We start from the raw sequence: 22,766 nt of genomic DNA, 5'->3' as shown, positions 1-22,766 counted from the left end.
GGCCCTCCAGTAGGCTGCTGGAACGCGCATCGAAGGAGAGCCATGACGGAGCAGGACATCGACCGGACCGGAACGGGAACCCCAACGGCAGGCCCGTCCACCGGCTTGCGATGGGGCATCCTCGGCCCCGCCGGCGTCGCGAAGAGCTTCACCGCCGACCTCCGACGGCACGGCTTCGACGTCCGGGCCGTCGCCTCGCGATCCGCCGAGACCGCAGCCGCGTTCGCCGCCGAGTTCGACATCCCGAACGTCCACGTGGGGTACGAGGCGCTCGCCGCCGACCCCGAGGTCGACGTGATCTACATCGCGACCCCGCACCCGTTCCACGCCGAGCAGGCGGTGCTGGCGCTCGACGCCGGGAAGCATGTCCTCATCGAGAAGCCCTTCACCCTCAACGCCGCCGAGGCGCAGGCGGTCGTGGCGCTCGCCGCGGAGCGCGGCCTGGTCGTCCTCGAGGCGATGTGGACCCGGTTCCTCCCGCACATGGTCCGGCTCCGCGAGCTGCTTGCCGACGGTGTCATCGGACAGCCGCGCAGCCTTGTCGCCGATCACACCCAGCTGCTCTCGGACGACCCGGAGCACCGCATGAACAACCTCGAGCTGGGCGGCGGCGCGCTGCTCGACCTCGGCGTGTACCCGGTCTCCTTCGCGTCGTCCGTCTTCGGGACCCCGACGACGATCCAGGCCACGGCCGCGCTCCGCGACACGGGGGCGGACATGCAGGTCGCGACCCTCTTCGGCTACGCGGACGGCCAGGTGGCGAACACCCTGTCGGCGAGCAACACCGTCGGCCCGAACCGCGCGGCCATCGTCGGGACCGACGGCTGGATCGAGTTCGACCGCGTCTGGTACACGGCGACGACCTTCCGGGTGTTCGGCACCGACGGCGAGGTCGTGGAGACCTACCGTTCCGAGGTGGACGGCCGCGGCATGCACTTCCAGGCGTGGGAGCTCGAACGGCTCGCCTCCGAGGGCCGCCTCTCCGGTGACATCATGCCGCTCGCCGAGACGGTCGCGATCATGGAGACCCTCGACGAGGTCAGGCGCCAGATCGGCGTCCGGTACCCGGGCGAGTGACCCGAGGCACCTGAACGCGCGGGTCGAGACCGCTCCGCCGTGCCCGAGCGCCCTCGTGCAACTCGATGGCGTCACTGTAGTGCCCGATCAGCGCGCTGCTGACGCTCTTCCAGCTGCGCGGCAGGACGCCTGCCCGAGCCGCGGCACCGAACGCCGCCCGCTTCACCTCGTCGCCCACGAGGTCCTGGACGAACCCGCGCAGCTGGTCGAGCCTGCCGGGTTCGTAGAGCCACCCGGTGCGGCTGGAGTCCACGAGGTCGACCGGCCCACCTCGACCGGTCGCGACGACGGGTACGCCAGAGGCCATCGCCTCCTGGATGGTCTGGCAGAAGGTCTCCGACTCGCCGGGGTGGACGAACACGTCCAGTCCCGCCATCGCGACCGCCAGCTCCTCGCCGCCCAGGAATCCGGTGAAGACCGCGTTCGGCAGCCGCTGTTCGAGTGAGGCACGCAGTGGCCCCTCGCCGACGATGACGAGCTTGACGCCCGGAAGCCGACCGAGCACCGCGAGGTCCTCGACCTGCTTCTCGGCCGCGAGCCGACCGACGTAGCCCACGATCCGTTCGCCGCCGGGAGCGACGGAACGACGCCAGGCTTCGCTGCGCCGCTCCGGGGAGAACCGCACGGCGTCGACGCCGCGCACCCACAGGCGGACCCGCGGGATGGCGTGCGCCTCCAGCTGAGCGATCGACTGCCGTGACGGCGCGAGCGTGAGCGTCGACCGGCCGTGGAGGCGCTCGACGTGCTGCCACAGCAACGCTTCGGCGACCGGGAACCCGTACCGTCCGGCGTAGGCCGGGATGTCGGTCTGGTACACGGCGACGGTCGGGACGCCCAGGCGCTCGGCGGCCTGGACACCGCGCCAGCCGAGGACGAACGGCGAGGCCAGGTGCACCACGTCGGGGCGGAAGCCGCGGAGGAGCTCGGTGATCCGGCCGACTCCGCCGGCGGCGACCCGCACGTTCCGGTAGCGGGGGAGCGGGATCGACGGGACGCCGTCCACCCGGAAGCCCTCGTGGAGCCGTGGCGTCGAGGCTCCGGCGCCGGGGGCGATGACGAGCACCTCGTCCCCTCGGTCCGCGAAGTGCTCCATGATGCGGAGCAGGGAGTGGGTGACGCCGTTCATCTGCGGCAGGAACGACTCGGTCACGATTGCGATCCTCACACCCATGATGCTCCGCGTCGTACGGGTCGCAGCGGTGCCCGGCGGGCGACGTGTCGGTGACCATCGGGTGACATCGCGGTGCCGCACGATGAGGCGCAGCCTGCTTTACTTATCGCATGAGTGCTGGTGGATTCGGAAGCGGCGGCGGGATCGCGTCGGAGCGGATCGAATCCTTCTCGTACACCCCGGCGCGGCGGCTGCGGCCGAACGCGAAGGTCCTGCCGGAACACGCCCGTGGTCATAACCGGGCGCTCGTCCTCCAGACCCTCTTCGCCAGCGGTGCCATGAGTCGGGCCGACATCGCCCGCGCCACCGGCCTGACCCGGGTGAGTATCTCCGACCTCGTCGCCTCGCTCATCGCGGACAACCTCATCGTCGAGGTCGGCCTCCGCGAGACCTCTCGCCCGGGCAAGCCCGCCACGCTCATCGACATCAACCGCGACGAGTTCCAGATCGTTGGCCTCGACCTCTCCGACACCGAGGTGTTCAGAGGTGCTGTGCTGACCCTCGACGGCGAGGTCGTGACGATGCTCGAGGTGCCGCTCGACGGCGCCACGGGGACGGACGCGATCGCGAAGGCCGTCGCGCTCGCCGCAGACCTCGTCGAGGAGGCGACGGTCGAGGTGCTGGGCATCGGGGTCGGTTCGCCCGGCGTCGTCGACATGACCGGCACGGTCCGCAGCGCCCCGAACCTCGGCTGGACCGACGTCGACCTCCAGGGGGCGATCGAGCAGGTCGCCCAGGTGCCGGTCCTCGTCGCGAACGACGCCAATGCCGCGGTGCTCGCGGAGTACAGCTTCGGCGGGGCGGACGGCGACCTCATGCTCGTGAGCGTCGGGAACGGCGTCGGGGCGGGGCTGCTCGTGGGCGGCCATCCGCTCTTCGGGAGCCGGTTCGCCGCCGGTGAGATCGGCCACGTGGTCGTCGGCACCGACGGCGGGCCGCTGTGCGCCTGCGGGAAGCGGGGGTGTCTCGAGGCCTGGCTGGCCGTGCCGCACCTGCGCGAGCTCCTCGCGGCGGCCGAGGCGAGCGATCTTCCCGCCGCGGAGGTCGAGCAGCGTCGCGAGGAGATCCTGCGCGCCGCGGGGGAGCGCCTCGGTGTCTCGCTCGCCGCGATCGTCGGTGCACTGAACCTGTCGGAGATCGTGGTGAGCGGCCCGGAAGAATTGCTCGCCGGCGTACTCCTCGACGCGGCGATCGAGACCGTGCGGGCGCGCACGATGACCGAGTTCCACGGCGGCGTGCAGATCCGGATGAGCGAGCAGGGCGCCGACATCGTCCTGCGCGGCACCGCGGTGATGGTGCTCTCCGGCCTCCTCGGCGTCTCCTGACCCTCGGACGACGCGCGCGTCGCACATTTCCTCGGCGGACTCGGCGAAAAACCGCACCGCTTCCCGGTGTTTCCACTACCGGGCACGTATGGTGCAAGTGTGTGGCGGCTAGAGAAGAGACGGGATGACGGCGACGTGACGTCCGGAGTCGAACGGGAAGCAGCGGAGGCGCAACTCCGCGAGGGTCCCGTGGCGGCATCGGCAGGCGTGGTCGACACGGCGCTGCACGCCTGGCGTCAGCAGCTCAGCACGGTCGGCGGCCCCTCGCCGCTGCTCCACTTCGTGGACGCACCGACGACCCGGGTGGAGCTCAGCTCGACGCATCCCGGTGGTCTGCCGCAGTTCATCTCGGGCAAATCGACGCTGCTGTCGAACCTCATCCGTGACGAGATCGCGCTCCGCGGTGCGAAGCGCGCCGCCGACCGCATCACGACGAAGGGCATCGAGCTCTCCACCGTCCGCGGCATCGACGCCGTCCACCTCGCCGTCGGTCTCGCCCAGTGGACGCATCAGGGTGAGGACTTCAGCGCGCCGGTCCTGCTCCGGCCGCTGGCCATCCGCCGGTACGGTCGCGACTACGAGGTCAAGCTGCGCGGCGCCACGACCGCGAACCCGGAACTCGTCCGCGCCCTCCGCGAGCAGTTCGGCATCGTCCTCGATCCCGACGAGTTCGTCGCGCTGAGCGAGTCGGGCGGGGTCTTCAAGCCGCAGCCCGTCATCGACCGCCTCCGCTCGCTCGCCGCCGGGCTCGAGTGGTTCACCGTCCAGCCGCGTCTGCTCGTCTCCTCGTTCGCCGCCGTCGGTCACTCCCTGCTCGACGACGCCGCCAAGCTCGACCACCCGATCCTCGACGCCGTCGCCGGCGACGAGGGTGCGGTCGGCCTCGTGCGCAGCAGCTTCACGCCCGTCGACGCGCCGGGCCAGGACGACCGCCCGCCGTCGACCGACACCCTGCTGCTCGACGCGGACGTCGAACAGGAGAACGTCATCGCGCAGATCGGTGCCGGCAACTCGCTCGTCGTCACGACGCTTCCAGGCACGGGCGGCACGCAGACCATCGTGAACGCGATCGGCGTGCTCGCGTCGCAGCACAAGCGCGTCCTCGTCGTCAGCCCCCGCCGCTCCACGCTCGAGGGCATCCGCCACCGCCTGACCAAGGTCGGTCTGCCCGGTCTGTGCGCGTCGCCGTCGACCCTCCGCCGCGACCTCATCCAGGCGATTACACGCAACGAGCGCGCGATCCCGCCGCAGGTCGGCGAGGTCGACGACGCACTCGTCCGGCTGCGTCGGGTCCTCATCGACTACCGCACCTCGCTGCAGGCGAAGGACCCGGACCTGCGGGTCTCGGTCATCGAAGCGCTCGAAGCACTCTCGAAGCTCTCCAAGCTGCCGCACCCTCCGGGAACCCTGGTCCGCCTCGACCGCCAGACGCTCGTCGGGCTCGCCGCAGGCCGCTCCCGCGCGGCGGAGGCGCTCGAAGGCGCGGCCGCCCTCGGCGAGTTCCGGTACGGTCCGGGCGACTCGCCCTGGTACGGCGCGTCGTTCGACACGACCGCGGAAGCCCAAGAGACCCACGACCTCGCCAAGCGCCTGCACCGTAAGGACCTGCCGCAGCTCCTGGAGCGCGCGTACGGCCTCATCGGGCAGACGCAGATGCGGCCGTTCGAGTCCATCGACGAGCTGGGCATCTACCTGCGACTCCTCGCGGACATCCGGGAGACGCTCGACCGCTTCCAGCCCGACGTCTTCGACCGGTCGCTCGCCGACCTGATCGTCGCGACGAGCCCGCGGAAGGACTCCGCCGCGATGTCGTCGGCGAGCCGCCGGCGACTCAAGGCCTTGGCCAAGGAGTACCTGCGGCCCGGCGCACACGTACCCGACATGAACGCCGCCCTCCGCCGGATCCAGCAGCAGCGCACTCTGTGGCAGCGCTACGTGACGACCGGCGCGCCGCCCGAGGTGCCGCTCGGCATCGCGGACGTCGAGCAGGCGTACCAGACGGTCGCCGCGAAGCTCGAGCTGGTCGACCAGCCGCTCGGCATCGCCGACACTCCGGACCGCCTCGGACGCCTCGCGATCCCGAGTCTCGTCCGCACGATCTCCGAACTCGCCGCCGAGTCCGAGGTCCTCCACAACCTCCAGGAGCGCACCGCGATCCTCGCCGGCCTGCGCGAGCAGGGTCTCGGCGAGCTCATCATCGACCTCTCACAGCGACACGTGCCGCGGACGCGCCTCGCCGACGAGCTCGAGCTCGCCTGGTGGCAGTCGATGCTCGAACTCGTGCTCACCGAGGACCGCGGTCTGCTCGGCGCGAACACGAGCGTCGTCGAACGTCTCGAGTCCGACTTCCGGCTGGTGGACGAGGCGCACGCCTCCGCCTCCGGGCAGCTCCTCGCCTCGCTGCTGGCCGACACCTGGAAGATCGGTCTTGTCGACCACGCCACCGAGGGCATGGCGCTCCGTTCGCTCCTCAAGCGCGATCGACCGCTCCGAGCGGCCGAGCTCGAGCAGGCGGCCCCCACGTTGTCCCGTGTCCTCGCGCCGGTCTGGCTCGTCTCGCCGTACGAGGTGCCGCGCATCCCCGAGAGCGCGTCCTTCGACGCCGTCTTCCTCGTCGACGCGGGGGCGACGCTCCTCGCCGAGAACGTGGACGCCATCCGTCGTGCGCGTCAGGTCGTCGCCTTCGGTGACCCCGTCACGCAGAGTCCGTCGCCCTTCGAGATCCGTCTGACGGATCAGGAGGCGACCCCCGAGCAGCACGCCGACATCGCCGAACTGCACCGCGAGTCGGCGCTCGAACAGCTGAGCTCCGTCCTGCCGACCCTCATGCTCACGCGCTCCTACCGCGCGGGAGGCGAAGACCTCGCAGAACTCGTCAACGAGCGGTTCTACGGTGGCCAGATCGATTCCCTGCCGTGGGCGGGTTCGTTCCTGGGCCACGGCAGCCTGAGCCTCGATTACGTGCCCGGCGGGCTCGGCATGCCCGACCCGGTCACCGGAGCGGTGGAGAGTGTCGACGTCGAGGTCGAACGAGTGGTGGAACTCGTCCTCGAGCACGCCTCGAACCGTCCGAAGGAATCCCTGATGGTCGTGACCGCGAGCGACAAGCACGCGGTCCGGGTCCAGCAGGCGGTCCTCGCAGCGTTCTCCCGTCGGGCCGACCTCTCCGACTTCCTCCTCCGCGAGCGGGCGGAACCGTTCACCGTGCTGACGCTCGAGCAGTCCGTGGCCGAGAGCCGCGACCGTGTCATCTTCTCGATCGGGTACGGCCTGACGCCGCACGGGCGGGTCCTGTCCGACTTCGGCGCGCTGGGTCAGCCCGGCGGCGACCGGCTGCTCGCGGTCGGTATGACGCGCGCGCGGCGGTCCATGGTGATCGTCTCGTGTGTCCGCCCCGAGGACCTCGACCAGAACCGGATCCAGCACGGCATCCTCGCGCTCGCACGCATCCTCACGGACACGTCGCGCCGCGCCTCCGAGGATCAGGCGACGCACGAGGCCGAGCCGATGCTCGTCGACCTCGCGACGCGCCTCGAGACGCTCGGGATGCGGGTCGACATGGGCTACCGCGGCAAGCTCGCCCTGGTCGCCTCGTGGGGTGGCCGAGCCGTGGTCGTCGAGTGCGACGAGGAACTGGGTGACGCGAGCCTCCGTGAATCGCTGCGGCTCCGCCCCGACGTCCTGCGCCGCCTCGGCTGGCACTACGTCCGCGTGCACAGCTTCGACCTCTTCGCCGATGCCGAGGCGGTCGCGCAGCGTGTGGCCGGTGTGCTCGGTCTCAACACGACCGAGCACCTCGACACCGCGCCGATCGCCGTGCAGGTCCCGCGCCACTGATGGTCGGACACTGATCATGCAGGACGATCAGGAGCCACGGATCGTCCGCCCCCGAGGATCGAGGCGGGCGATCCGCCCCGGTGCTCCCGGAACGGATCCCGCGCCGCAGCTGCCGGCCGATCCCGTCAAGGCGGCGGAGGACACCGACGCCGCCTGGGGCGGCACCGCCAAACCCGCCGGCGGCGGTGGCAACGACGACGAGCTGCAACGCAACGTCCCGCCCCACTGGTGAGCGGGACGCGACGTCGGTGCTGCTGGACGAGCCGGACTAGCGGCCGTCGGTCGTGTCGTCGCGTGCGGGCGGCAGCGGAGCGCTCGTGCCCGTCTTCAGCACGTCGCGGATCTCGGTGAGGAGCGACAGCTCGCTCGGTGCTGCGGCCTCGTCGGCGATCGTCGGCTTCGTCGTGATGCGCTTGAAGTGGTTCATCGGCAGCACGATGACGAAGTAGACGACGGCGGCGACCAGCACGAACTGGATCGCGGCACCGAGGAACGCACCGAACTGCAGATCGGCCGTCTTCCCGTCGAGGGTCGGGATCGGGACGATGAAGGCGTCCTTCAAGCTCTCCGCCTTGAAGAGTGCCCCGAGCAGCGGGTTGAAGATGTTCTCGACGAGCGAGTTGACGATGGCGGTGAACGCGGCCCCGATCACGACGGCCACGGCCAGGTCGATCACGTTGCCGCGGAGGATGAACTCCTTGAAGCCTTTGAGCATGGGGTCTCCCTGAGGATCGGGGATGGGCAGGACCCTGGCTACGCTACCGGCTCAGGACGCGGCGCTCCCGGCGGAGGCCGGTGTGGCGCTGGAGCCGGAACCGGAGCTGGAGGAGCCGCCCGAGGAGGAGGATCCGCCCTTGGTGTCCGAGGAGGACGAGCTCGACGACCCCACCGAGGACTTCGAGGAGGCCGGGATGGAGCTCGAGCCCTTGCCGGCACCGGCGCGGGAGTCCGTGCGATAGAAGCCGGAGCCGTTGAACGTGACACCGACCGCGCTGAACAGCTTGCGCAGCTTGCCGGAGCACGCCGGGCACTCGGTGAGGGAGTCGTCGGTGAAGGACTGCTGGACGTCGAAGGCGTTGCCGCACTCGGTGCAGCGGTAGGCGTAGGTGGGCACGGGGTCTCCTGGGATGTGGTGGGTCGGCGCGCTCAGCGGCGCGGTCTGACCTGGTCGAAGTCGAGGATGCGGCTCGGGGTCACGGCACCGCCGACGGGTTCGTCGTGGATCTCGCTCGGGACCTCGTCGAGGATCTCGGTGTCGTACAGCACGGCGTAGACGGGAGGGCAGCGCTCCATCGAGCCGAGCGTCTTGTCGAAGTACCCGCGACCCCAGCCCATGCGCATGCCGTGGGCGTCGACGGCCGCCGCGGGGACGAGGATGAGATCGACGTCGTTGATCGCGATGGGACCGAGGGTGGTACCCACGACCTCGGGGGTGCCGGCGAAGCCCACCGTCTCGATGCCTTCCTCGCCGATCGTCCAGTCGAGGAGCCCGTCGGTGCGGGTGATGGGGAACAGGATGCGGATGCCCGCCTCCTGCGCCCACTGGAGGAAGGGACGGGTGTCGGGCTCGCTCGGGGAGGAGAGGTAGCAGGCGATGGAGGTCGCGCCGAAGCGGGAGACGAGGGCTCGGAGGTTGTCCGTCAGGCCGGTGGTCGACCGCTCCTTCTCCAGGGAGGTGAGCAGCTCCCGCCGCTCACGGAGCTCGGCGCGCAGCGCTCGTTTCTCGTGTTCGGCGGGGCTCGTCATGCGACCCATTCTAAACGGCTCGTCGTCGCGCCCGGCTCGTTGCCCGACCTCATAGCCGACATCCGTCGCCTCGTCCAGGGGTTCAGGGGATTTCACCCTCGATCGAGGGGGTATTCGGCGACTTCCCCGGCTCCACACGATAGGTTTTCCCTCATGACCACTCGTGTTACCAAAGCAGTCATCCCCGCAGCAGGTCTCGGCACCCGGTTCCTTCCGGCGACGAAGGCCCTGCCGAAGGAGATGCTCCCCGTCGTCGACAAGCCGGCCATCCAGTACGTCGTCGAGGAGGCCGTCAGCGCCGGGCTCGCCGATGTGCTCATGATCATCGGCCGCAACAAGAACGCCCTCGCCAACCACTTCGACCGCGTGACCGAGCTCGAGCTCAACCTCGCGAAGAAGGGCGACACCCAGCGCCTCGAGAAGGTCAACGAGTCGAGTGAGCTCGCCGACATCCACTTCCTGCGCCAGGGAGACCCGAAGGGCCTCGGCCACGCCGTCCTGCGGGCCAAGCGCCACGTCGGCCACGAGCCCTTCGCCGTGCTCCTCGGCGACGACCTGATCGACGCCCGCGACGTCCTCCTCGAGCGCATGCTCGACGAGCAGGACAAGCGGAACGCGACGATCATCGCTCTCATGGAGGTCGACCCCGATTCGATCCACATGTACGGTGCAGCAGCCGTCGAGGCCACCGACGACGCCGACGTCGTGCGGGTGACCGGCCTCGTCGAGAAGCCTGCGAAGGAGGACGCCCCGTCCAACCTCGCCATCATCGGCCGCTACGTGCTGAAGCCCGAGGTGTTCGAGATCCTCGAGCGCACCGAGCCGGGCAAGGGCGGCGAGATCCAGCTGACCGACGCGCTCCAGGAGATGGCCGCCGACGTCGAGGGCACGGGCGGCGTCTACGGCGTCATCTTCCGTGGCCGTCGCTACGACACGGGCGACCGCCTCGACTACATCAAGGCGATCGTGCAGCTTGCGGTCGACCGCGAAGACCTCGGTCCCGAGCTGCGTCCGTGGCTCAAGGACTTCGCCGGGGACCTCGACTGAGTCCACCCGACGACGCACGACGCGCCCCGGGTCCGCAGCTGCGGATCTCGGGGCGCGATGCTGTCGACGACGTGGTGTCGGTGCATCGGCGAGCGCTCCACTAGGCTCACCACAGAACGCGAGAGGGGTGGCACGGTGGCGCAGGTCGTACCCGTTCTGAGCAGTGGGCGAGTGAGCATCCGGCCGATCAAGGTCCGTGACGCGAGGCCGCTCGAGCGCGAGCTCGCGGAGAACCGAGCCTGGTTGCGCCGCTGGGAGGCGACGAGCCCCTACGGCCCGGTCCCGGCTGACAGCCGTGCAGCGATCCGGTCGCTGCAGAACCACGCACGCTCGGGTGCCGGCCTCCCGTTCGTCATCGAGGTCGACGGGGAGTTCGCCGGCCAGCTCAACGTCTCCGGCATCACCTACGGATCGCTGGCCTCGGCGTCGATCGGCTACTGGGTCTCCCAGCGGTTCGCGGGTCTGGGTGCCACACCGATCGCGACCGCCCTGGCCACCGACCACTGCTTCACCGCCCTGCAGCTCCATCGTCTGGAGATCTGCATCCGGCCCGAGAACGCTCCGAGCCTGCGGGTCGTCGAGAAGCTCGGGTTCCGGTACGAGGGACTGCGGCGCCGCTTCATCCACATCGACGGCGACTGGCGTGACCACTTCTGTTTCGGCCTCGTCCGCGAAGAAGTCCCGGGCGGCGTCCTGAACCGGTGGTTGGACGGCCAGGTACCGAAGGACGCGTGCGTGATCCCCGAGGCCGACCGTCTCGCGGCCGCGTCGCCGTTCCCCTCCCGCTGACCCGGTAGCCGTTTTCCCCGTCTATCCGGGGACACACCCGACGACTGCCCGTCTCCGGTCGTTGCACCCGCTACGGTCAGGGACATGGACGGCGGATTCCTGAGCGGTGGGGTGATCATTCTGGTCGCAGCGATGCTGTGGCTGGTGTACCTGGTGCCGTCGTGGGTGCGCGACAGCCAGTTCTCCGCCAGCGAGCGCAACGCGATCCGGCTGCAGCAGACGCTCCGTGTGCTCGCCGAGACGGCTGAGGTCCCGGAGGCCGTCCGGCTCGAGGCGACGTCGCGTGAGGTCGCCGCGCAGCGCAAGCTCCTCAAGCAGCTCGAGGCCAGGACGAAGGCGACGGCCGAGGCCGCGGCGCGCGTCGAACTCGCCGAAGCCGACCGGATCCGCCGCGAGGAGGAGGCCAGGGCTGTGCAGGCCGAAGCCGCCGCCCGTGCCGCGGAGGATGCTCGTCGTGCGGCCGCTGCCGCAGCCCGTGCCGTGCAGCGCAACGCCCGAGCGGCGAAGCTCGCGCGAAGCCGTCGTCGCTCCAGACTGCTCGCGACCACCGTGTTGGTCGCCTCCATCATCGGGTTCTGCTCCGGCGTGACCGCGTTCCTCGCGGGTGGCGGTCTCGTCCTCGGTATCTCGTCCACGGTCGTCGGTCTGCTCGCGCTCTCTGCGCTCTCCCGGATGTCGCGCATCGCCCACCGTGCCGTCGCGCCGGTACCGGCGGTCGCAGTCACGACCAGGCGTGTCGAGTCGGCGCTCTTCGAGTACAACGAGCCCGTCAAGGCGGCGTCGCAGGCGCAGACGTGGACCCCGACGTCCATCCCGAAGCCGCTCCACCTCTCCGAGGGCTCGTCGGCTGCCGCTGAGCTGGCGAAGGCCGACGCCTACGATCGCCTACGCCAGGCGGCCATGCAGGAGGCCATCGCCTCCCGCGCCGAGCGTCTCGCGCCGGTCGTACCGACGATCGTCCGTCGTCCGGAGCCCGTCGCCGCTCCGCAGCCCGAGCGCGTCGACCCGCAGCCGGCCCCGAGTCGTTTCGCCTCGATGGGTGTCATCGACGAGGGCGAGATCGCCGCCGGCGGCTCCACCCTGTTGCAGCGTCGCCGCGCCGCGGGCTGAGTCCCGACCGCGCCCGTCCGGTCGTTCATGAACCGGTCACCGGCGACGGATAGACTCGTCGAGGGGGTTCGTCGCTCGGTTCTCGTCGACGCCCTGGAACGCGAAAGGTGACCATGGGCGTGTGGCGGAAGAGCCGGCGGAAGCCGATGAAGCCCTACGTCGCGCCCCCTGAGGTGGCTCCGCCGCCGGTCGAGCACGCGGTCGAGGAAGGCCTCCTCATCGCGCGGTCCTGGACCGTGGTCGAGGTCACGAACTGGATCATCGAGCGAGCACTCCGCGACGGTGCCTCCTACGACGCCGAGGCGACGCAGGCGGCCGTCCGGCGTGAGCTGGGACGCATGGCGGACGAGCAGGAGGAGTACGCCGACCTCGCACGGGAGGCGCGCCAGACGGCGTTCCAGCGGCGGGGGAGTGCCCGCCACCAGCACGACTACCGCGCGGGTGACCTGAGCGCCCTGTCCCGTCGCCGCGAGGTGTACTCGGGGCTCGCCGCCGAACTCCGTCGGGTGAGCAAGGACGAGGAGTTCGTCGCGGCGATCGCGGAATCCGCTCGTGAGCGTGCGTGGGGCGACCTGGAGCGCGCCATCCAGGCGAAGCTCGACCGGGTCCTCGACGAGCCGGTCGTCGACGAGCACTATCGGCGTGCCCGGAGCCAGCGGCTCCGCTGGTTCCGCGATCTCGACCTCGCTGCCCTCATCGCCGCCAATCCGAAGGACGGCAGCATGCCGGTCGACGACGGCCCGAACCCCTACGAGGACTAGCGCGGCCGGTTCGAAACGGCTCGCCGGTTCTGCTAGCCTGGACGAGTAGTTGGGCCCATGGCGCAGTCCGGTAGCGCACCTCGTTCGCATCGAGGGGGTCAGGGGTTCGAATCCCCTTGGGTCCACCAGCTGCAACGACAACCCCGCACCTCACGGTGCGGGGTTGTCGCGTTTCCGGGCGTCGGCAGCGCCCGCGTCCTGTACGGTCAGGGGCACGGCGCCGCTTCGGTTCCCGTGAACGGGACGAGCAGTCATGCCAGCAGCATCCGAACCGACCCTGCAGCACGACGCCGTCCTCGGGGTGATCGGCACCTCGCTGAAACCCGACGAACGACGCGTGCCGATCCACCCGGCGCACTTCGAGCGCATCCCGGAGGAGTTCCGGTCTCGGATCGTCGTGGAGCACGGCTATGGTGCCCGGTTCGGCGTCTCCGACGAGGAGATCGCGCCCTACGTCCGCTCGTTCGCGACGCGCGCCGAGGTCATCGCGCAGGCGGACGTCGTCCTCCTGCCGAAACCGCAGCTCGAGGACGTCCAGGAGCTTCGCGACGGGCAGACGCTCTGGGGCTGGCCGCACTGCGTCCAGGACGCCGCGCTGACGCAGCTCGCGATCGACAAACGACTCACACTGATCGCCTTCGAGGCGATGAACCATTGGGCCGCCGACGGCAGCTTCGGGTTGCACGTCTTCCACAAGAACAACGAGCTCGCCGGCTACAGCTCGGTGATCCACGCGTTGGAACTCTGCGGCTCCACCGGCAGCTACGGCCGTCGCCTGACCGCCGTGGTCATCGGGTTCGGCGCGACCGCCCGAGGTGCCGTGACCGCGCTCAACGCCCATGGGATCCACGACGTGCGCGTGCTCACCAACCGCCGGGTCGCGGCGGTCGCGGCGCCCATCCATTCCGCCCGCATGATCCAGTTCGACCACGACGACGGCCCGTACCTCAGCGAGGTCATCACCGACGAGGGCCGCGTCCCGCTCGCACCCTTCTTGGCCGAGAGCGACATCGTCGTCAACTGCACGCTGCAGGACCCCAACGCACCACTGCTCTACCTCCGTGAGGAAGATCTCGGCGCGTTCCGGCCCGGGAGCCTCATCGTGGACGTCTCCTGCGACGAGGGCATGGCCTTCGAATGGGCGCGTACCACCGGGTTCGACGACCCGATGTTCACCGTCGGGCGCGGGGAGATCAACTACTACGCGGTCGACCACAGTCCGTCGCTCCTGTGGAACTCGTCCAGCTGGGAGAACAGCGAGGCGTTGCTGCCGTTCCTGCCCACCGTCCTGGCCGGACCGGCCGCCTGGGCCGACAGCCTGACCGTCCAGCGGGCCGTCGAGATCCAGGACGGCGTCATCCTCAACCCGGCGGTCACCGAGTTCCAGCACAGGTCGGCCGAGTACCCGCACGAGGTCATGCTGGGCTGATCGGCCCTTGGCAGTCCACTCAAGCAGTGGGCCGCGGCGGGCCTGTCGTTGAACGGCTGACGGAGGCGCCCTCACCCGGGAGGCCTCTCGTGGGCACTTCGACAGGCTCAGTGACCGGAGGAGGTGCACCCGTACTCGCTCCGGTCTCCGAGCGACCCTCTCCAGTCCCTGAGCCTGTCGAAGGGCGCGCGCATTCACTCCGGTTCTCGAGCAACCTCCTCCGCTCCCTGAGCTTGTCGAAGGGCCCACGAGAAAACTCGCACAATCGAGACGACTCACCATCTGGAATGTCAGTGGTCCATGGTGGACTGGTTCCATGACCGAGACCACCTCCGCCGCGATCCGCGCGAGCGACGAGTACGCCGCGTGCCTCGCGGCGTTCTCGGATCACTACGCGGACATTCAGCGTCGGCGTGCTGCCCTGGACGCCGAGGAGGCCCGGCTGCTCGCCCGTTCCGCCTCCTACGCGGACGCCTTCGCAGACGTCACGGTTCCGGCGATCTTCCCGCCCGCGGAGCGGCAGGCGCTTTCCCGCCGCTCGACCTGTGCCGCCCTCGCGATGGCGACGCGCACTCCCGAGCGGACGGTCCAGCGGGCGACGAACGACGCGGAACGGCTCGTCAATGACGCACCCGCCGTGCTGGCCTCGCTCGAGGCCGGGCGCATCTCGGCACGGCACGCGCAGACGATCATCGACCAACTCAATGACGTGCCGACCGCAGGGCGGGCGGTGTTCCTCACTGAGGTCCTGGCGGTCGCGGAAGAGTCCACCAACGCGAACCTCCGCAGGCGCGCCCGCGTCCTGCGCGAGCGCCTCCACCCCGAGTCCATTACGGCACGCGCCCGGCGGTCCGAGGCGGACCGCCGGGTCGAGTTCGAGCCCGCGGCAGACGGCATGGCGTGGGTGCACCTCTTCACGACGGCACCGATCGCGCAGGGCATCGCGGAGCGCGTCGAGGCGGCCGCGGCGGAGTCACGCAACGCCGGCGACACTCGCACCTGCGCTCAGCTGCAGGCAGATGCCCTCGCGGCGCTCGCGCTCACCGGCGTGACCCCTGACGACGTCATGTCGACCCCGGTGCTTCCGCACCCGATCGAGGTGCAGGAGCACATCAAGCCGACCGTGCAGATCACGGTCCCGGCGTTGAGCATGGCCGGTGTCAGCGATGCCCCGGCGACGCTCGACGGCTACGGTCCGATCGACCCGGAGACCGCAGCACGTATCGCGGTGAACGCCCCGAGCTTCACCCGGATCCTCGTCCAACCGGAAACCGGTGCGGTCCTTTCCGTCGGGCGGAATCAGTACCGGGTCCCGGCCGACCTGCAACGCGCGGTCCGCCTCCGGGACGGCACCTGTCGCGCACCGGGCTGCGGCAGGCGAGCCAGGGCCTGCGACCTTGATCATTCGGTTGCCTGGGAGGACGGCGGGGCAACGGATGTCGGCAATCTCGCCTGCCTGTGCCGACATCACCACCGGATGAAGCATCTTTCCGGGTGGAACCTCGACCACGGACCCGGTGGCGTGCTTGAGTGGACGACGCCTGACGGGAAGCAGTATCGGACCGAGCCGGATCGCGCGCCGTTCTGATCCCCGCCGGTCCCTGAGCCTGTCGAAGGGTTCCTCGTGGGCACTTCGACAAGCTCAGTGACCGGGAAACGTCTGTCCGCACCGCTGCGGTCCCGGAGCTGTGCCGCCCTTCGACAGGCTCAGTGACCGGAAGAGGTTTGCCCGCCATGTCTCGGTCCCTGAGCCTGTCGAAGGGCAGTCTGGGCCGCGTTACCTCGGTGAACGGGGAGGTTCGCTCGGTTCACGTGGGGCGCGTCAGGCACGTGAACACGGCCTGAGAGGTTCGTGGCAGGCCGCGCAAGCGGTCGAGCGCGGCATGCACCCGCCCCTACGCTGGACGCTTGCGCCGTACGGCATCGGTCGGCGGAGGAACACATGGTGCACGACCGGCTCGAGGAGGCAAGGATGTTCGTATGGCAGAGCTGGTGGGGTGTCGCCGCAGCGGCCGGGATAGCGCTGATCGCAGCTCTCGTCGTCATCGTGATCGTGTCGGTCTCCTTCCGGATGGCGGCGCGGCGGAGCGACTGGCCGGGCGCGCTCGCCGGGAGTGCCAGGCACCCCTTCCGAGCCCTCGTGATCCTGGTCGCCGTGTGGCCCGCGGTGGCGGCGACGCTTCCCGATGAGACCGCCCGTGGGTTCATCGACCAGACCTTCCGGATCGCCGTCATCGCCGCAGCGACGTGGCTGGTCGCCGCGCTGCTCGCCTTCGTCATCGGGCTCGGCCAGGCCCGGTACCGCATCGACGTCCCGAACAACAAGGTCGCCCGCCGCATGCAGACGCAGCTCGCGCTCGTCCGTCGCCTGGCGATCGCGGTCGTCGTCATCGTCGGTGTCGCGTCGATCCTCCTGACGTTCCCCGGCGTCCAGGGCGTCGGGGCGAGCGTGCTGGCCTCCGCCGGGGTCGTGAGCATCGTCGCCGGCCTCGCGGCGCAGTCCGTCCTCGGGAACGTGTTCGCCGGGATCCAGCTCGCCTTCAGCGATGCGATCCGGGTCGACGACGTCGTCATCGTCGAGGGGGAGTGGGGCCGGATCGAGGAGATTACCCTCACCTACGTCGTCGTCGGCATCTGGGACGATCGCCGCATGGTGCTCCCGTCCACCTACTTCACCTCCACGCCCTTCCAGAATTGGACACGGAACACGAGCGAGCTGCTCGGGTCCGTCGAGTTCGACCTCGACTGGTGGGTGAGCCCCGCGGTCATGCGGACCGAGCTGGAGCGCATCCTCGACCGCACCGACCTCTGGGACGGCCGGGCACAGGTCCTGCAGGTCACGGACGCCGTCGGCGGCTACGTGCGCATCCGCATCCTCGTCACCGCGGTGGACGCGCCGACCCTCTTCGACCTCCGGTGCCTCGTGCGCGAGCAGATGGTCGAGTGGATCCTCGCGCAGAACCCGTCGGCGATCCCGCGCAACCGCGTGCAGATGGTCGAGCAGGAGCCTCGCCCGGTGCCGAAGCGCGGCGGGCCGGTCACCGAGCCGGTCGGGCTGTTCAGCGGCAGTGCCGAGGCCGAGCAGCGCGCGAGCCTCTTCACCTCCTCGATCACCCTGCCCGACCTGGACGACGAGCCCGAACGCTGACCGTCGCCCGACCGGACGCGTGTGCACCGAATCGTTGTCGTTCCGGAGATCCTGTATGCGCTTCCCGTCGCTACCATCAAGGGAACCTCGCCGGGTGACCTGCCGGCGGGCCGTCGGTGCTGCTGCCGACACGAACGGACGGCGCCGGCCCGAACCCCGGCGACGGCATGCGAAGGAGACCGCGCGTGAACGACGACACCCTCTTCCTCACCGATGAGGACACCGCCGTCCCCGGCGAACGCCCGGAGCAGCGTCTCGAACGACGCTCCGCGTCCGTCCTGAAGCACCGGCTCCTCGAACAGGAACGGAAGCAGTTCGAGGAGTCCCTCGCCTCGGCGAAGGCGGACGGCGCCCTCGAACGCGCAGCGGCCCTCATCGTCTCCGCGCGGCGACGTTTCCTCATCGGGGCGTCGAAGTCGTTCACCTACGCGTCCCTCCTCGCCGCGGACCTCAGCTACGGCCTCGCGAACGTCACGCTCATCGACGGCACCATCGTGCGGCCGCTCGACGTCCTCAGCGACGTGCGGACGAGCGACGTCATGATCGCCGTGTCGCTGCAGCGGTACCGGAAGTACACGATCGACTCCGTCGTCCCGTTCGCCGAGGCGGGAGGCAGCCTCGTGCTCATCACGGACGCGCCGGACGCCCCGCTGACCCCGTACGCCGACGAGACGATCGTGCTCGGCCGTGCCGAGGACGGCCACCCGAGTTCCTCGATCGGGATCGCGCTCACCCTGCACATCCTCGCCACGCTCACGACGGCCAGCGCCAAGGGCGCCGGCCGTCGGGCGGTGGAGCGGGAGCGCCTCGCCGAGACGCTCGGGGTCTACGTCTCCGACGAGGACTGACCGCGGACCGGGATCAGCTTCCCGAGCCCTTCCCCTCGCGCACGATCGACAGGGGTTCCGTGATGTCCTCGAGGGACTTCCGCGCGGCGTCGACGCCGAAGATGAGGGCGATCAACCCGCCGAGGACCATCACGCCGGCACCCACGAAGTAGCCCACGGTGAGCGGCCCGCGGTCGGTGCCGTCACCGATCAGGATCCCGTAGAGCAGAGGCGCGACCGAACCCGCGATCTGTCCGATCGCGAAGAAGTAGCCGATCACCTGGCTGCGGAGCTCGAGCGGGAAGATCTCGCTCACGGTCAGGTAGGCGCTTGACGCACCGGCGGAGGCGAAGAAGAACGAGACGCACCAGAAGATCGTCTGGGTCGTCGCGTCGAGCGCACCGGCGTTGAAGAGCACCGCCGACACGGCCAGCACCGCCCCGGAGACCCCGTAGGTGAGGAAGATCATCTGGCGACGACCCCAGGTGTCGAACAGCCTGCCGAGGAGGAGTGGGCCGAGCAGGTTGCCGATCGCGAAGGGGAAGAAGTAGTACTGCGTCGACGAGGGGCTCGTGCCGTAGAAGTTCTGCAGCACGAGCGCGTAGGTGAAGAAGATCGCGTTGTACAGGAACGACTGGGTGATCATCATCGCGAGGCCGACGAAGGTGCGCTTCGGGTACTTCGAGAAGAGGACGCCGAAGATGGTCCGGATCGGGATGTGGCCCTGGGCCTGCACCGTGAGCGCCTTCGACTCGTCGACCGGCTCGATCGTCCCGCCCTGCTTGCGGACGGTGGCCTCGATGTCGTCGACCGTGGCCTCCGCCTCCTGTTCCCGACCGTGCGTCATGAGCCACCGCGGACTCTCGGGGATGTGGCGGCGCAGGAAGATGATGGCGAGACCGAGGACCGGGCCGATGAAGAACCCGATGCGCCAGCCGATGTCCTCGGCGAAGTAGTCGGTGTTCAGCAGGAACAGGTTCGCCGCCGATCCGAGGGCGGCGCCACCCCAGTAGGTGCCGTTGATGGCGATGTCGACGTGCCCGCGGTACTTCGACGGGATGAGCTCGTCGATGGCCGAGTTGATCGCCGCGTACTCGCCGCCGATGCCCATGCCGGCGAAGAACCGGAAGATGGCGAGGAACCAGAACGTGGGGGACAAGCCCGCGATGCCGCTCGCGACGAGGTAGATCGCGAGGGTCAGGATGAAGAGCTTCTTGCGGCCGAGGCGGTCCGCCATGCGGCCGAAGACGAGGGCACCCGTCACCTGGCCGAGCAGATAGATCGTCCCGAGGAGTCCGACCTCCGCCGCCGACAGCCCCAGCGACTTCTGGAATCCGGCGGAGGCGACGATCTGGATCTCGAGACCGTCCAGCACCCATGAGAAGCCGAGACCGACGACGATCATCCAGTGGAACCGGGTCCACGGCAATCGGTCCATCCTGGCGGGGACGAGGCTCCGCACCGGGGCAGGTCGCCCGGAGGTCGACGTGTTCGACATGGAATGACTCCTTCCACGGCCGTCCCGTCGACGGTCGATCCGGGAGATGACGCTACTCCCGCGGCGGGCATCGGACGTCGCTGATCGGTGCCCCTTGACTTCGTCCTGGCGGAGGAGCACCCTACGCCCGGCACCCCGTGCGATGGCGCCCGGTGGCGCGGAATGGTCGTACGCTCGAAGCGCGACGAGATCGCGGACGGCTGCCGAGGGCCGTCGAGGAGGAGGCGGCATGCACCTGGTCGAGGACAGCACCGAGACGGACATCACGCGGGTCTTCCAGGACCGGATCACCTCCGGCGTCGCCCCGGGATCGTACGTCGCCGTGTTCGACCGCGAGCGGGTCCGGTTCGAGCAGGGGTTCGGCGGGGTCGCCTTGGGCGGTCCGGTGCCGGACGCCGACACGCTGTTCCGCATCGCCTCCTGCACGAAGAGCTTCACCGCCGCCGTGCTCCTCATCCTCCGCGATGCCGGCCGCCTCGACCTGGACGCGCCAGTAAACGGGTTCGTGCCGGAGTTCGCACCGGTGCTCCCTGACGGGATCGCCGTCCGGCCGACCGTGCGGATGCTCCTGACGATGTCGGGTGGGCTCGGAACGGACGATCCGTGGGGTGACCGCCAGGAGTCGATCAGCGTGGACGAGTTCCGGCGGCTGCTCGTGCGCGGCGTCCGATGCGTCACGACACCCGGGACGGCGTTCTCCTACTCGAACCTCGGCTATGCGCTGCTCGGGCAGGTCATCGAGCGTGTGACCGGTGGCTCCTACATCGATGCGGTGACCTCGCTCCTGCTGGAGCCGCTCGGGCTCGGCGCCGTGTTCGAGCGCCCCGAAGGCGACGGGGCGGTCACGGCGACCGGTCATCGTGTCCGCCGCGAACGGGCGGTCGATGAAGACGGCCGATTCGTCGAGGTCCCGTTCTCCGGCCCCGGGGTCTTCTCCTCGATCGGCGGGCTCTTCGCCTCGGCCTCCACCCTGATCGGATGGGTGCGCTGGCTCGACGGCGCCTGGACCGGGGACGAGACCGGACCGCTGTCGAGCGCCAGCCGCCGCGAGATGCAGCAGTTGCACCGGCTCGCTCCGTCGCGGCCCACCCTCGACGGCGTGCCGCCGAGACTCGCGCTCGGCTATGGCTTCGGCCTCTTCGTCGAGGAGGACGCCGACCTCGGGACGCTCGTCTCGCACTCGGGCGGCTACCCCGGTTACAGCGCCCATATGCGGTGGCACCCGACATCAGGGTTCGGCGTCGTCGCCTTCGAGAACGCCGGCTACGCGGCCGTGGCGAAGCCCGCCGAACAGGCCCTGCGGCTGGCGATCGCCGGCGCACAGGCCTCCGGCGAGCTGCCGGAACCGGCGATCCGCCCCTGGCCGGAGACCCTCGTGGCGTCGATGACCGCGACCGGGCTGCTGTCGCACTGGGACGACCGCGTCGCCACGTCGCTGTTCGCTGAGAACGTCGCCCTCGACCGGCCACTGGAGGAGCGACGCGAGGCGGTCGACGCCGCTGTCACCGCCGTCGGTGGCATCGCCGAGGTGGCTTCGGGGCGCGCGACGCCGATCTGCGATTCGCCGGACCACCTGGTCTGGTTCGTCGAGGGGACGGAGGGGCGCCTCCGCCTGGAGGTCCGGATGACACCCGTGCTTCCGCTCCGGGTCCAGACCTTCACGGTGACGGTCGACGACCAGGGCGAGTGAACGCCGAACGCCGGCAGCTGAGGCTCAGCTACCGGCGTTCAGGTGGAACAGGGTGGTTCGGTTCAGCCGATCGAGTCGTCGTCGCCGTTGCCGTTACGGTTCGTCGGGGAGATGTCCTCCGTCGACTCGACGTACTCGTAGTCGGTCGTCGTCGGGCCGTCGTGGTCGCCGGTGTTCGTCGCTTCGCCGACGGGACGGTAGATGAGCTGGCCTTCGCCGTAGGGCAGGACGAGCTCGCCGTCCTGACCGTCTTCGAGCGGGATGATCTCGCTGTCGAGCGGGCCGCCGGTGAGTTTCGCAAGAGTCTGTGACATGTCGCCAGCCTAGCCCCGACGACTGTCAGAGTGCTGCGATGGTCCAGGACACCCGGTGTGGTGTATTGGGAGCCAGGACGACGAGATCGGTCCCGGTCGAGAAGGCGTCAGGGGGACAGGTCATCGGTTCGACGGCGAGCCCCAGTCGGTTCAGCTCCGCGACGGGCTGATCGGCCGTGTGCACCTGGACCCAGGGCAGACCGTCACCCCAGTGCATGGCGACGCCGCTGCCGGATGGCGTCGTCACGCGCACCGTGACCCGGCCGTCGACGTCGCGATCGAGCGCCGTGTACGCGTGATCGATGAAGGTGTCGCCGATGGTCCGGGGTGCGCGGAAGTCGAAGTGCTCCGTCGCCTCCGTGTCGACGGGCTCCAGCGAGACCGGGATGAGCCGGTCCGGCGTGACGGTGAGCACCTCGGCGGCGGGCAGTTCGAGCGTCCAGTCGTCGACACGGCCCTCACCCGCGACGAGGTACGGGTGCGGTCCGGTGCCGTAGGGTGCGTCGACGTCGCCGAGGTTCAGCGCCTCGACGTCGGTGCGGAGTCCGTCGTCGTCGAGCGTGTAGGTCGCGGTGACCTGGACGCGGAACGGATAGCCCTCCTGCGCCTCGATGACCACACGGAACGCTGCCGACGCCATGCTCGACGACACGAGGTCCCACTCCGACCAGGCGGCGAGCCCGTGGAGGGCGTGACCGCGAGCGGGTTCCGTGAGTGCGAGCTGGTGGTCGACGCCCGCGAAGGTGTACCGGCCGTCGACGACGCGGTTGGGCCACGGGGCGAGCATGGCGCCGCGGAACGCCGGACGGACCTCCTCGGCGTCGAACGGGACGACGAGGTCCCGGCCGTCGTGCCGCAGGAACCGCAATGAGGCACCGACCGAGGCGATCGACGCGGTGTACGCACCGTGCTCGAGATCGACCCGTCGTCCCGAGATCGGACGTCGGTCGACGGAGGCGGACGGGGACACGGCGCTGGTGGATTCGGTCACGGCCCC

Annotated in this window: 20 protein-coding genes and 1 tRNA gene; 14 read left to right on the top strand and 7 right to left on the bottom strand. The window is 69.9% G+C overall.

Annotation, left to right across the window (positions count from 1 at the left end; all coding sequences use genetic code 11):
- The first annotated feature begins 42 nt into the window (after nt 1-42).
- Nucleotides 43-1,077: a Gfo/Idh/MocA family protein gene (locus tag ACZZZB_RS04000; protein ID WP_124768904.1), complete on the top strand. Its 1,035-nt coding sequence runs from the start codon at nt 43-45 to the stop codon at nt 1,075-1,077.
- Here the strand turns inward: ACZZZB_RS04000 and ACZZZB_RS03995 are convergent.
- The gene (locus tag ACZZZB_RS03995; RefSeq protein ID WP_463529053.1) at nt 1,040-2,242 is read right to left on the bottom strand and encodes a glycosyltransferase family 4 protein; all 1,203 of its coding nucleotides are present in this window, start codon (nt 2,240-2,242) and stop codon (nt 1,040-1,042) included. The two genes, ACZZZB_RS04000 and ACZZZB_RS03995, sit on opposite strands and share 38 nt — an antisense overlap.
- A gap of 116 nt (nt 2,243-2,358) precedes the next feature.
- Between ACZZZB_RS03995 and ACZZZB_RS03990 the strand changes: the two genes are divergently transcribed.
- The 3 genes from ACZZZB_RS03990 to ACZZZB_RS03980 all read left to right on the top strand — a co-directional run bounded on the left by ACZZZB_RS03990 (nt 2,359) and on the right by ACZZZB_RS03980 (nt 7,642).
- Entirely contained in the window at nt 2,359-3,573 is a 1,215-nt protein-coding gene (locus tag ACZZZB_RS03990; RefSeq protein ID WP_124768906.1) for an ROK family transcriptional regulator, read from the top strand.
- Nucleotides 3,574-3,708: 135 nt separating this feature from the next.
- A complete protein-coding gene (locus ACZZZB_RS03985) occupies nt 3,709-7,410 on the top strand; it encodes an AAA family ATPase (RefSeq protein ID WP_236555390.1) in 3,702 nt (1,233 codons plus the stop codon).
- 16 nt (nt 7,411-7,426) lie between these two features.
- Complete coding sequence (locus ACZZZB_RS03980) at nt 7,427-7,642, top strand: hypothetical protein (RefSeq protein WP_079705393.1); 216 nt, start codon at nt 7,427-7,429, stop codon at nt 7,640-7,642.
- 36 nt (nt 7,643-7,678) lie between these two features.
- Here ACZZZB_RS03980 and mscL read toward each other — a convergent pair whose 3' ends face one another.
- From mscL to ACZZZB_RS03965, 3 genes are read right to left on the bottom strand one after another with little or no spacing between them, the layout of a single operon-like run.
- A complete protein-coding gene (mscL, locus tag ACZZZB_RS03975) occupies nt 7,679-8,125 on the bottom strand; it encodes a large conductance mechanosensitive channel protein MscL (protein WP_274499583.1) in 447 nt (148 codons plus the stop codon).
- A 51-nt stretch (nt 8,126-8,176) separates the two neighbouring features.
- On the bottom strand, nt 8,177-8,524 hold the full coding sequence (locus ACZZZB_RS03970) for an FmdB family zinc ribbon protein (protein WP_463529052.1): 348 nt from the start codon (nt 8,522-8,524) through the stop codon (nt 8,177-8,179).
- Nucleotides 8,525-8,556: 32 nt separating this feature from the next.
- Nucleotides 8,557-9,156, bottom strand: coding sequence for a 5-formyltetrahydrofolate cyclo-ligase (locus ACZZZB_RS03965; RefSeq protein ID WP_085511023.1), 600 nt, complete (start codon nt 9,154-9,156; stop codon nt 8,557-8,559).
- Nucleotides 9,157-9,309: 153 nt separating this feature from the next.
- Between ACZZZB_RS03965 and galU the strand changes: the two genes are divergently transcribed.
- From galU to ACZZZB_RS03920, 9 genes are all read left to right on the top strand, one after another.
- Nucleotides 9,310-10,203, top strand: coding sequence for a UTP--glucose-1-phosphate uridylyltransferase GalU (gene galU, locus ACZZZB_RS03960; protein WP_137242063.1), 894 nt, complete (start codon nt 9,310-9,312; stop codon nt 10,201-10,203).
- A 135-nt stretch (nt 10,204-10,338) separates the two neighbouring features.
- A complete protein-coding gene (locus tag ACZZZB_RS03955) occupies nt 10,339-10,992 on the top strand; it encodes a GNAT family N-acetyltransferase (protein WP_463529051.1) in 654 nt (217 codons plus the stop codon).
- Between the two features lie 84 nt (nt 10,993-11,076).
- The gene (locus tag ACZZZB_RS03950; RefSeq protein ID WP_274499586.1) at nt 11,077-12,102 is read left to right on the top strand and encodes a hypothetical protein; all 1,026 of its coding nucleotides are present in this window, start codon (nt 11,077-11,079) and stop codon (nt 12,100-12,102) included.
- A gap of 113 nt (nt 12,103-12,215) precedes the next feature.
- The gene (locus tag ACZZZB_RS03945) at nt 12,216-12,863 is read left to right on the top strand and encodes a hypothetical protein (protein WP_079705398.1); all 648 of its coding nucleotides are present in this window, start codon (nt 12,216-12,218) and stop codon (nt 12,861-12,863) included.
- A 51-nt stretch (nt 12,864-12,914) separates the two neighbouring features.
- Nucleotides 12,915-12,991, top strand: a tRNA-Ala gene (locus ACZZZB_RS03940).
- Nucleotides 12,992-13,116: 125 nt separating this feature from the next.
- A complete protein-coding gene (locus ACZZZB_RS03935) occupies nt 13,117-14,292 on the top strand; it encodes a N(5)-(carboxyethyl)ornithine synthase (RefSeq protein WP_463529050.1) in 1,176 nt (391 codons plus the stop codon).
- 316 nt (nt 14,293-14,608) lie between these two features.
- Complete coding sequence (locus ACZZZB_RS03930; RefSeq protein WP_463529049.1) at nt 14,609-15,880, top strand: HNH endonuclease signature motif containing protein; 1,272 nt, start codon at nt 14,609-14,611, stop codon at nt 15,878-15,880.
- A gap of 384 nt (nt 15,881-16,264) precedes the next feature.
- Nucleotides 16,265-17,440 carry a mechanosensitive ion channel family protein gene (locus tag ACZZZB_RS03925; RefSeq protein WP_086474686.1) on the top strand — a complete coding sequence of 392 codons (1,176 nt, stop codon included), beginning with the start codon at nt 16,265-16,267 and terminating at the stop codon, nt 17,438-17,440.
- 185 nt (nt 17,441-17,625) lie between these two features.
- Nucleotides 17,626-18,288 carry a MurR/RpiR family transcriptional regulator gene (locus tag ACZZZB_RS03920; protein WP_197977484.1) on the top strand — a complete coding sequence of 221 codons (663 nt, stop codon included), beginning with the start codon at nt 17,626-17,628 and terminating at the stop codon, nt 18,286-18,288.
- A 13-nt stretch (nt 18,289-18,301) separates the two neighbouring features.
- Here ACZZZB_RS03920 and ACZZZB_RS03915 read toward each other — a convergent pair whose 3' ends face one another.
- Nucleotides 18,302-19,765, bottom strand: coding sequence for an MFS transporter (locus ACZZZB_RS03915; protein ID WP_463529048.1), 1,464 nt, complete (start codon nt 19,763-19,765; stop codon nt 18,302-18,304).
- Nucleotides 19,766-19,994: 229 nt separating this feature from the next.
- Here ACZZZB_RS03915 and ACZZZB_RS03910 point away from each other — a divergent pair, with 229 nt between their 5' ends.
- Complete coding sequence (locus tag ACZZZB_RS03910) at nt 19,995-21,455, top strand: serine hydrolase domain-containing protein (RefSeq protein ID WP_463529047.1); 1,461 nt, start codon at nt 19,995-19,997, stop codon at nt 21,453-21,455.
- A gap of 62 nt (nt 21,456-21,517) precedes the next feature.
- Here ACZZZB_RS03910 and ACZZZB_RS03905 read toward each other — a convergent pair whose 3' ends face one another.
- Nucleotides 21,518-21,769, bottom strand: a complete 252-nt coding sequence (locus ACZZZB_RS03905; RefSeq protein ID WP_079001938.1) for a response regulator — start codon at nt 21,767-21,769, stop codon at nt 21,518-21,520.
- A gap of 25 nt (nt 21,770-21,794) precedes the next feature.
- Nucleotides 21,795-22,760, bottom strand: coding sequence for an aldose 1-epimerase family protein (locus tag ACZZZB_RS03900; RefSeq protein WP_463529046.1), 966 nt, complete (start codon nt 22,758-22,760; stop codon nt 21,795-21,797).
- Between the last annotated feature and the right edge of the window lie 6 nt (nt 22,761-22,766).

The sequence above is a fragment of the Plantibacter sp. AC185 genome (assembly GCF_979258065.1).
The sequence above is the reverse complement of the archived record's forward strand: the minus strand, read 5'-3'. Positions and strand labels throughout refer to the sequence as shown.